General features: G+C 60.4%; 8 protein-coding genes. All 8 read left to right on the forward strand.

Annotation, left to right across the window (positions count from 1 at the left end):
• Positions 1 to 208: 208 nt before the first annotated feature.
• On the forward strand, positions 209 to 1,747 hold the full coding sequence (gene glpD, locus HBO24_RS26735; RefSeq protein ID WP_057438364.1) for a glycerol-3-phosphate dehydrogenase: 1,539 nt from the start codon (positions 209 to 211) through the stop codon (positions 1,745 to 1,747).
• Between the two features lie 377 nt (positions 1,748 to 2,124).
• A complete protein-coding gene (locus HBO24_RS26740) occupies positions 2,125 to 3,057 on the forward strand; it encodes a glutamate/aspartate ABC transporter substrate-binding protein (protein ID WP_029295166.1) in 933 nt (310 codons plus the stop codon).
• A gap of 195 nt (positions 3,058 to 3,252) precedes the next feature.
• Positions 3,253 to 3,999, forward strand: a complete 747-nt coding sequence (locus HBO24_RS26745; RefSeq protein WP_057438362.1) for an amino acid ABC transporter permease — start codon at positions 3,253 to 3,255, stop codon at positions 3,997 to 3,999.
• Positions 3,999 to 4,670: an ABC transporter permease subunit gene (locus HBO24_RS26750; RefSeq protein WP_057438361.1), complete on the forward strand. Its 672-nt coding sequence runs from the start codon at positions 3,999 to 4,001 to the stop codon at positions 4,668 to 4,670. The genes HBO24_RS26745 and HBO24_RS26750 overlap by 1 nt, the downstream gene beginning before the upstream one ends.
• Positions 4,667 to 5,401 (forward strand): amino acid ABC transporter ATP-binding protein, encoded by a 735-nt coding sequence (locus HBO24_RS26755; protein WP_057438360.1) that lies wholly within the window; start codon positions 4,667 to 4,669, stop codon positions 5,399 to 5,401. The genes HBO24_RS26750 and HBO24_RS26755 overlap by 4 nt, the downstream gene beginning before the upstream one ends.
• A gap of 161 nt (positions 5,402 to 5,562) precedes the next feature.
• Complete coding sequence (locus HBO24_RS26760; RefSeq protein WP_115128904.1) at positions 5,563 to 7,464, forward strand: sensor histidine kinase; 1,902 nt, start codon at positions 5,563 to 5,565, stop codon at positions 7,462 to 7,464.
• Positions 7,461 to 8,801 (forward strand): sigma-54 dependent transcriptional regulator, encoded by a 1,341-nt coding sequence (locus HBO24_RS26765; RefSeq protein WP_057438358.1) that lies wholly within the window; start codon positions 7,461 to 7,463, stop codon positions 8,799 to 8,801. The genes HBO24_RS26760 and HBO24_RS26765 overlap by 4 nt, the downstream gene beginning before the upstream one ends.
• A gap of 10 nt (positions 8,802 to 8,811) precedes the next feature.
• Positions 8,812 to 9,150: a GlpM family protein gene (locus HBO24_RS26770; protein ID WP_057438356.1), complete on the forward strand. Its 339-nt coding sequence runs from the start codon at positions 8,812 to 8,814 to the stop codon at positions 9,148 to 9,150.
• Positions 9,151 to 9,866 lie beyond the last annotated feature (716 nt).

Consider the following 9,866-nt stretch of genomic DNA (forward strand, 5'->3'; position numbering starts at 1 on the left):
AACGGGCTTGCCCGCGATGGCGGCCAAGAGGCTACAACTCTCTTGAGCCAGCATCCGGCTCAATGTTCACAATTTTTCCTTTTCCCGCCCTTCGATGAGTTTTTTCAATCGAAGTCAGCTGGCTGTGCCCGCGTTTATGAGCTACCATTTTCGCAAATGAACATTAATGTTCGAATTCCAATATTAAAAAAGATCGCGAGGCCAGCCGATGACCCCTTCTACCTTGCCTGCTCCACCCCTTGCCGAAGTCTATGATGTTGCCGTGATTGGCGGCGGGATCAATGGTGTAGGCATCGCGGCAGACGCAGCCGGTCGCGGCCTGTCGGTATTCCTTTGCGAAAAGGATGACTTGGCCAGCCACACCTCGTCTGCCAGCAGCAAGCTGATCCATGGCGGCCTGCGCTATCTTGAACATTACGAATTCCGCCTGGTGCGCGAAGCCCTGGCCGAACGCGAAGTGCTACTGGCCAAGGCCCCGCACATCGTCAAGCAGATGCGTTTTGTGTTGCCCCATCGCCCGCACCTGCGCCCGGCCTGGATGATCCGTGCCGGCCTGTTCCTGTACGACCACCTTGGCAAGCGCGAGAAACTTGCAGGCTCCAAAAGCCTGAAGTTCGGCGCCGACAGCCCGCTGAAAAGCGAAATCACCAAGGGCTTCGAATACTCCGATTGCTGGGTCGACGACGCGCGCCTGGTTGTACTCAACGCCATGGCCGCCCGGGAAAAGGGTGCACATATCCACACCCAGACCCGTTGCGTCAGCGCCCGTCGCAGCAAGGGCCTGTGGCACCTGCACCTGGAGCGCGCCGATGGCAGCCTACTGTCGATCCGCGCCAAGGCTCTGGTGAACGCGGCCGGCCCATGGGTCGCCAAGTTCATCAAGGATGACCTCAAGCTCGATTCGCCGTATGGCATCCGCCTGATCCAGGGCAGCCACCTGATCGTGCCAAAACTGTACGAAGGCGCCCATGCGCACATCCTGCAGAACGAGGATGGGCGTATCGTCTTCACCATTCCGTACCTCAATCACCTGACCATCATCGGCACCACCGACCGTGAGTACACCGGCGACCCCGCGAAAGTGGCGATCACCGAAGGTGAAACGGACTACATGCTCAAGGTGGTCAACGCCCACTTCAAGCAGCAGTTGAGCCGCGACGATATCGTGCACACCTATTCCGGCGTGCGCCCGCTGTGCAACGACGAGTCGGATAACCCGTCGGCCATTACCCGCGACTACACCCTGGCACTGTCCGGCAGCGGCGAAGAAGCGCCGATCCTGTCGGTGTTCGGTGGCAAGCTGACCACTTACCGCAAGCTGGCCGAGTCGGCCCTGGCGCAACTGGCCCCCTACTTCCCGCATATCAAGCCGAGCTGGACCGCCAAGGCCAGCCTGCCCGGCGGTGAAGACATGAGCACGCCAGAAGCCCTGGCCACCGACATTCGCAGCAAGTTCGAGTGGATCCCCAGCGAAATCGCCCGCCGCTGGTCGACCACCTATGGCAGCCGCACCTGGCGCCTGCTCGAAGGCGTGCAATCGCTGGCCGACCTGGGCGAGCACCTGGGTGGCGGCCTGTACACCCGGGAAGTCGACTACCTGTGCGCCGAGGAATGGGCGACCCAGGCCTACGACATCCTGTGGCGGCGCACCAAACTCGGGCTGTTCACCACCCCCGAGGAGCAGGAAAACCTGCAGCGTTATTTGGTCAAGGTCGAACAGAACCGCAGCAAGATCGAAGCAGCCTGATGCATCCAGCCCCTGCGCCGAAAGGCCCAGGGGCTTTTTTATGAACGTCTTGATGTGAAATGCGATCAATGTGGGAGCTGGCTGGCCTGCAACAACGGGCGGTGATCGCCGGCAGCCAATGCCTACAGATTCGGTTTTCCGAACGTGGTAACGCCACCTATTCGGTTTGCCGGATTTAAACACCGGATAAACCTCGTCATATAAAGTTAATCGCCATATAAATCATACAGTTAGATTTTTAATCACAGTCTGGCACGACTCATGCTCTACACTTGGTACGTGTTTGTCTGAGATGCTTCAGGAGCCGTCACAGGCATTCGCTGTATCGAAAGAGCCGTCCAGGCTTCATAAAAAAAACAAATGTCGAGGAAGTATTGATGCGTATCGTTCCCCATATTTTGGGCGCAGCTATCGCTGCTGCTCTGATTAGCACTCCAGTCTTCGCCGCCGAACTGACCGGCACGCTGAAGAAAATCAAAGAGTCGGGCACCATCACCCTGGGCCACCGCGACGCCTCCATTCCGTTTTCCTACATTGCGGATGGTTCGGGCAAACCAGTGGGCTACTCCCACGACATTCAACTGGCCATCGTCAAAGCTGTCGAGAAAGACCTCGGCATGAAGGAAGGCGAGCTGAAGGTCAAATACAACCTGGTCACTTCGCAAACCCGTATTCCGCTGGTGCAGAACGGCACCGTGGACGTTGAGTGTGGTTCCACCACCAACAACGTTGAGCGTCAGCAGCAAGTCGACTTCTCCGTCGGCATCTTCGAAATCGGTACCCGTCTGCTGTCCAAAAAGGACTCGACCTACAAGGATTTCGCTGACCTCAAGGGCAAGAACGTCGTGACCACCGCCGGCACCACGTCCGAGCGCATCCTCAAGTCCATGAACGCTGACAAGCAGATGGGCATGAACGTCATCTCCGCCAAAGACCACGGTGAGTCCTTCCAGATGCTGGAAAGCGGCCGCGCCGTTGCCTTCATGATGGACGATGCGCTGCTGGCCGGTGAAATGGCCAAGGCCAAGAAGCCTACCGACTGGGCCGTGACCGGCACGCCGCAATCCTTCGAAATCTACGGCTGCATGGTTCGCAAAGGCGATGCACCGTTCAAGAAGGCTGTGGATGACGCTATCGTCGCTACCTACAAGTCTGGCGAAATCAACAACATCTACACCAAGTGGTTCAGCTCGCCGATCCCACCAAAAGGCCTGAACCTGATGTTCCCGATGAGCGACGAACTCAAGGCCCTGATCGCCAATCCGACCGACAAAGCAGCCGACGACAAAACGGCTGAAAAAAAGTCCTGATTCCGAACTAACCTTATCTCCTGAGGGAGCCAACCCTCCCTCAGGCGTCTGTTACTACCTGCTGGCATTATTATTTGGAACACTCGACCTGGCGGTTTCCGAGCCGATCGCGTGTGCCTGACGTTCACCGTCAGGCGGGAATGGATCTTCCCCAAGCGGGTGCTTGTACATCGATTGATTTCGGGGGAGACCCTAATGAATTACAACTGGGACTGGGGCGTATTCTTCAAGTCCACCGGCGTGGGCAGCGAGACCTATCTCGACTGGTTCATCTCCGGTTTGGGCTGGACCATCGCCATCGCCGTCGTGGCCTGGATCGTCGCCTTGCTGCTGGGCTCGATACTGGGTGTGATGCGCACGATGCCTAACCGCCTCGTAGCCGGCATCGCCACCTGCTATGTGGAACTGTTTCGTAACGTGCCACTGCTGGTACAGCTGTTCATCTGGTACTTCCTGGTGCCCGACCTGCTGCCGCAAAACCTGCAGGACTGGTACAAACAAGACTTGAACCCGACCACCTCGGCCTACCTGAGCGTTGTCGTGTGCCTGGGCCTGTTCACCGCCGCCCGCGTATGTGAACAAGTGCGTACCGGTATCCAGGCGCTGCCCCGTGGCCAGGAAGCCGCCGCGCGCGCCATGGGCTTCAGCCTGTCGCAGATCTACTGGAACGTGCTGCTGCCCCAGGCCTACCGGATCATCATTCCGCCGCTTACCTCGGAATTCCTCAACGTGTTCAAGAACTCCTCCGTGGCGTCCTTGATCGGCCTGATGGAACTGCTGGCGCAAACCAAGCAGACCGCCGAGTTCTCGGCCAACCTGTTTGAAGCCTTCACCCTGGCCACGCTGATCTACTTCACCCTGAACATGAGCCTGATGCTGCTGATGCGCCTGGTCGAGAAGAAAGTCGCTGTGCCCGGCCTGATTTCCGTGGGGGGCAAATAATGGAATTTGATTTCAGCGGCATTATCCCGGCCATGCCTGGCCTGTGGAACGGCATGGTCATGACCTTGAAGCTGATGGTCATGGGCGTGGTCGGCGGCATCATTCTCGGTACTATCCTGGCCTTGATGCGCCTGTCCTCCAGCAAACTGCTGTCCCGCGTGGCCGGCGCCTATGTGAACTACTTCCGCTCGATCCCGCTGCTGCTGGTGATCACCTGGTTCTACCTGGCAGTGCCGTTCGTGTTGCGCTGGATCACCGGCGAAGACACGCCAATCGGTGCGTTCACCTCCTGCGTCGTGGCCTTCATGATGTTCGAGGCGGCGTACTTCTGCGAAATCGTGCGGGCCGGCGTGCAGTCGATCCCCAAGGGCCAGATGGCTGCGGCACAAGCGATGGGCATGACCTACGGCCAGACCATGCGCCTGATCATCCTGCCCCAGGCGTTCCGCAAGATGACCCCGCTGCTGTTGCAGCAGAGCATCATCCTGTTCCAGGACACCTCGCTGGTCTACACCGTGGGCCTGGTGGATTTCCTCAACTCCGCCCGTTCCAACGGCGACATTATCGGCCGCTCCAATGAGTTCCTGATCTTTGCCGGTGTCGTCTACTTCATCATCAGCTTTGCCGCCTCGCTGCTGGTCAAGCGTCTGCAAAAAAGGTTTGCCGTATGATCTCTATCAAGAACATCAACAAGTGGTATGGCGACTTCCAGGTGCTGACCGATTGCAGCACCGAGGTCAAAAAAGGCGAAGTGATCGTGGTGTGCGGGCCGTCCGGCTCGGGCAAATCCACCCTGATCAAGTGCGTCAACGCCCTGGAACCGTTCCAGAAAGGTGACGTTGTGGTCGATGGCACCTCGATTGCCGACCCGAAGACCAACCTGCCGAAACTGCGCTCGCGCGTAGGCATGGTGTTCCAGCACTTCGAACTGTTCCCGCACATGACCATCACCGAAAACCTGACGGTTGCGCAGATCAAGGTGTTGGGCCGCAGCAAGGCAGAAGCCGAGAAGAAAGGCCTGCAATTGCTGGAGCGTGTAGGTCTGTCGGCACATAAGGACAAGCACCCGGGCCAACTGTCCGGCGGCCAGCAGCAGCGCGTGGCGATTGCCCGTGCTCTGGCAATGGACCCGATCGTCATGCTGTTCGACGAACCGACCTCGGCCCTGGACCCGGAGATGGTCAACGAAGTACTGGACGTGATGGTGCAACTGGCCCAGGAAGGCATGACCATGATGTGCGTGACCCACGAAATGGGCTTCGCCCGCAAAGTGGCCGACCGCGTGATCTTCATGGATGCCGGCAAGATCATCGAAGACTGCCCTAAAGAAGAGTTCTTCGGCGATATCAGCGCCCGTTCCGAACGTGCGCAGCACTTCCTCGAGAAAATCCTGCAGCACTAAGCACAACACAGCGTCCACTGTAGAAACCGGGCCCTGTGGGAGCGGGCTTGCCCGCGATTGCGGCATATCAGTCAACCTCTGTGGCTGACCTACCGTCATCGCGGGCAAGCCCGCCCCCCACACCGGTCCAGGCAAGCGCTGGTTGACCCAAGGCATCTGTGATGAAATGCGACCCCACCCTCTATCGCGCCGCACCGCCATCCCTTGCCGTGAAGCCTCGTCTGATTCGCCAGCTGTTCCTGCCGCCCCTGATCATCCTGTTGATGATCGGCCTGGGTTTTATCGGCTTCTGGACCAGCGAGTACTACGGCATCCGGACCCTGGGCGAGAACGGCGAGCGCCAGTTGGAGCTGCATGCGCGCACGGTCGAGAGTGAGATCAGCAAGTACACCTACCTGCCCAGCCTGCTGGAGCTGGAATCCAGCGTCTCCAAATTGCTGGCCGACCCGAACCCGGAACACCGGCAAGCGGTCAACGAATACCTCGAAGGCCTGAACCGGCGCAGCCGCAGTCGGGCGATTTATGTGATGGACACCACCGGCCGCGTGATGGCCACCAGTAACTGGCGCGATGTCGACAGCTACCTCGGTGAAGACCTGTCGTTCCGCGCCTATTTCCAGAATGCCGTACGTGGCCAGCCGGGCCGTTTCTATGGCATCGGCAGCACCAATGGCGAGCCTGGCTACTACTTGGCCCACGGCCTGGAAGAACACGGCAAGATCATTGGTGTCGCAGTGGTCAAGGTGCGCCTCGAAGCGTTGGAAGAACGCTGGCAGCGCGCGCGCCTGGAAGCCTTTGTCAGCGATGAGAACGGCATCATCATCCTCTCCAGCGACCCGGCACGCCGGCTCAAGGCGGTGCGCCCGCTGAGCGACGATACCAAGGAGCGCCTGGCCCGCAGCCTGCAATATTACTGGGCGACACTCAACGAACTGCAACCCCTGGCCCGCGAACAGCTCGACACTGGCACCGAAAAACTGACCTTCCCGGCCAACAGTGAAGTGGTGGCCGACGACCGGGAAGTCACCTACCTGGCCCAGACCCGGCCCCTGAACGACACACCGTGGAATTTCACCCTGCTCACCCCGCTCAACGACCTGCGCCAGGCCGCGATCAACCAGGGCATCCTCGTTGCGGTGGCCTTTGCCCTGGTGGCGTTCCTGCTGATTGCCTGGAATGAGCGGCGCAAGGTAATCGCCACACGCCTGGCCGCTCGCGAGGCCCTGCAGGAAGCCAACAACCAGCTGGAGCGGCGGATTGCCGAGCGCACCACCGACCTGCGCGCCAGCAACGAACGGCTCAAGGCGCAGATCCGCGAGCGGCGCCAGGCCGAAGAAACCCTGCGCCGGGCCCAGGACGAATTGGTCCAGGCCGGCAAATTAGCGGCCATCGGCCAGATGTCCACCAGCATCGCCCATGAACTGAACCAGCCGCTGGCGGCCCTGCGCACCTTGTCCGGCAATACCGTGCGCTTCCTCGAGCGCGGCGCCCTGGATACTGCCAGCACCAACCTCAAGACCATCAATGAACTGATCGACCGCATGGGACGCATCACCGCCAGCCTGCGCTCGTTTGCCCGGCGGGGTGACGACCAGGGCGAAGCCAGCCTGGGCAAGGCCGTGGATGCGGCGTTCCAGGTTCTGGGCAGCCGCCTCGACAGCCTGCCGCTGACCGTACACCGTCAGTTCAGCCAGGCCATGTTGCAGATCGACCAGACGCGCCTGGAGCAAATCCTGGTCAACCTGATCGGCAACGCCCTGGACGCGATGCACGCCCAACCCGCCCCGCAGCTGTGGCTGGAAAGTGACATCAGCGAAGGCAAATACCGCCTGCGGGTGCGGGACAACGGGCATGGCATCGACCCTGAGACCCGCAAACATTTGTTCGAACCCTTTTTCACCACCAAACCCGGCGAGCAAGGCTTGGGCCTGGGCCTGACCCTGTCGGCCAGCCTTGCCGCAGCCACCGGCGGCAACCTGGCCGTCGAGCATCCGGCCGCTGGTGGTACAGCCTTTGTCCTGAGCCTGCCCCTGGCAGGCCATCAACCCGGCGAGTCGATATGAACAGCCAACCCAACACCGAGCTGACCGTGCTGATTGTCGAAGACGATCCCCATGTGTTGCTCGGCTGCCAGCAAGCCCTGGCCCTGGAAGATATTCCCAGCGTCGGCGTGGCCAGCGCTGAAGAGGCACTCAAGCGTGTCGGCGAGAATTTTGCCGGCATTGTGATCAGTGACATCCGCCTGCCCGGCATTGACGGCCTGGAGCTGTTGACCCGTCTCAAGGCCCTGGATAAAAGCCTGCCGGTGGTGCTGATCACCGGCCACGGCGATATTTCCATGGCAGTGGGCGCGATGCGCAACGGTGCCTATGACTTCATGGAGAAACCCTTTTCTCCGGAGCGCCTGGTGGACGTGGTGCGCCGCGCCCTCGAACAGCGTGGCCTGGCTCGGGAAGTCTGGGCGCTGCGCCGGCAACTGGCCGAACGTGACTCCCTGGAAGGCCGGATCATCGGGCGCTCGCCGGCGATGCAGAACCTGCGCGAGTTGATCGCCAACGTCGCCGACACCTCGGCCAACGTGCTGATCGAAGGCGAGACTGGCACCGGCAAAGAGTTGGTCGCCCGCTGTCTGCACGACTTTAGCCGCCGCCACGCCCACCAGTTCGTCGCCCTGAACTGCGGCGGCCTGCCGGAAAACCTGTTTGAGAGCGAGATTTTCGGCCACGAAGCCAACGCCTTTACCGGTGCGGGCAAACGGCGGATCGGCAAGATCGAGCATGCTCACGAAGGCACGCTGTTCCTCGACGAAGTGGAAAGCATGCCGATGAACCTGCAGATCAAACTGCTGCGGGTCTTGCAAGAGCGCACCCTGGAGCGCCTGGGTTCGAACCAGAGCGTGGCGGTGGATTGCCGGGTGATTGCCGCGACCAAGTCCGACCTCGACGACTTGAGCCGCGCCAACCAGTTCCGCAGCGACTTGTACTACCGCCTGAACGTGGTGACCCTGGAACTGCCACCGCTGCGCGAGCGCCGCGAAGATATCCTGCAGTTGTTCGAACACTTTCTGCAGCAATCATCCCTGCGCTTCGACCGCATCGCCCCGGAGCTGGACAACCAGACCCTGTCCAGCCTGATGAGCCATGACTGGCCCGGCAACGTACGTGAACTGCGCAACGTCGCCGAACGTTTTGCCCTGGGCCTGCCCGCCTTCAAGAAAAGCGGCGCCAGCCCCGACAACCATGGCCTGGCCTTTACCGAAGCGGTGGAAGCCTTTGAACGCAACCTGCTCAGCGACGCCCTGCAACGCAGCGGCGGCAACCTGACCCAGGCCAGCCTGGAACTGGGAATGGCCAAGACCACCCTGTTCGACAAGGTCAAGAAATACGGCCTGAGCCACTAAGGAGTCATGCGTGGATTTAGTCTTCAAGGCCGCCCTCGGAGCGGCGGTGGTGTTGCTCCTGGCGGTGCTGGCCAAAACCAAGAACTATTACATCGCCGGCCTGGTGCCGCTGTTTCCGACTTTTGCACTGATCGCCCACTACATCGTCGGCAAGGGCCGCTCGGTGGACGACCTGAAGACCACCATTGTGTTCGGCATGTGGTCGATCATTCCGTACTTTGTGTACCTGGCGACGCTGTATGTGATGGTCGACCGCATGCGCCTGGAGGCCTCCCTGGCGGTGGCCGCAGTGGCGTGGCTGATGGCGGCGACGGTGCTGGTGAGTGTGTGGATTCGAATTCACGCCTGACACTCCACGGCTCCACTGTGGGAACTGGACCCACTCGGTACACCCATAAAACCGAGTTGCCTGCATCGCAGCCTCGCCGGGGCTCGACAGCTCCCACATTTGATCCCTGTGATTCCCCAATCCCCTGTGGGAGCTGTCGAGCCCCGGCGAGGCTGCGATGGGGTCGACTCGGTACACCCATAAAACCCAGTTGCCTGCATCGCAGCCTCGCTAAAGCTCGACAGCTCCCACATTTGATCCCTGTGATTCCCCAATCCCTTGTGGGAGCTGTCGAGCCCCGGCGAGGCTGCGATGGGATCGACTCGGTACACCTGTAAAACCCAGCTGCCTGCATCGCAGCCTCGCTAAAGCTCGACAGCTCCCACATTTGCTTAGTGTGCCTCCCCAATCCCTTGTGGGAGCTGTCGAGCCCCGGCGAGGCTGCGATGGGGTCGACTCGGTACACCTGTAAAACCCAGTTGCCTGCATCGCAGCCTCGCTAAAGCTCGACAGCTCCCACATTTGATCCCTGTGATTCCCCAATCCCTTGTGGGAGCTGTCGAGCCCCGGCGAGGCTGCGATGGGATCAACTCGGTACACCTGTAAAACCCAGCTGCCTGCATCGCAGCCTCGCTAAAGCTCGACAGCTCCCACATTTGCTTAGTGTGCCTCCCCAATCCCTTGTGGGAGCTGTCGAGCCCCGGCGAGGCTGCGATGGGATCGACTCGGTACACCTG

The organism is Pseudomonas sp. WS 5410 (assembly GCF_012985645.1).
GTDB lineage: Bacteria > Pseudomonadota > Gammaproteobacteria > Pseudomonadales > Pseudomonadaceae > Aquipseudomonas > Aquipseudomonas shahriarae.

Excerpts from the sequence above, each read along its gene's own strand:
- glpD (WP_057438364.1), top strand. The coding sequence starts at position 209 with ATGACCCCTTCTACCTTGCCTGCTCCACCCCTTGCCGAAGTCTATGAT.
- HBO24_RS26740 (WP_029295166.1), top strand. The coding sequence starts at position 2,125 with ATGCGTATCGTTCCCCATATTTTGGGCGCAGCTATCGCTGCTGCTCTG.
- HBO24_RS26745 (WP_057438362.1), top strand. The coding sequence starts at position 3,253 with ATGAATTACAACTGGGACTGGGGCGTATTCTTCAAGTCCACCGGCGTG.
- HBO24_RS26750 (WP_057438361.1), top strand. The coding sequence starts at position 3,999 with ATGGAATTTGATTTCAGCGGCATTATCCCGGCCATGCCTGGCCTGTGG.
- HBO24_RS26755 (WP_057438360.1), top strand. The coding sequence starts at position 4,667 with ATGATCTCTATCAAGAACATCAACAAGTGGTATGGCGACTTCCAGGTG.
- HBO24_RS26760 (WP_115128904.1), top strand. The coding sequence starts at position 5,563 with ATGAAATGCGACCCCACCCTCTATCGCGCCGCACCGCCATCCCTTGCC.
- HBO24_RS26765 (WP_057438358.1), top strand. The coding sequence starts at position 7,461 with ATGAACAGCCAACCCAACACCGAGCTGACCGTGCTGATTGTCGAAGAC.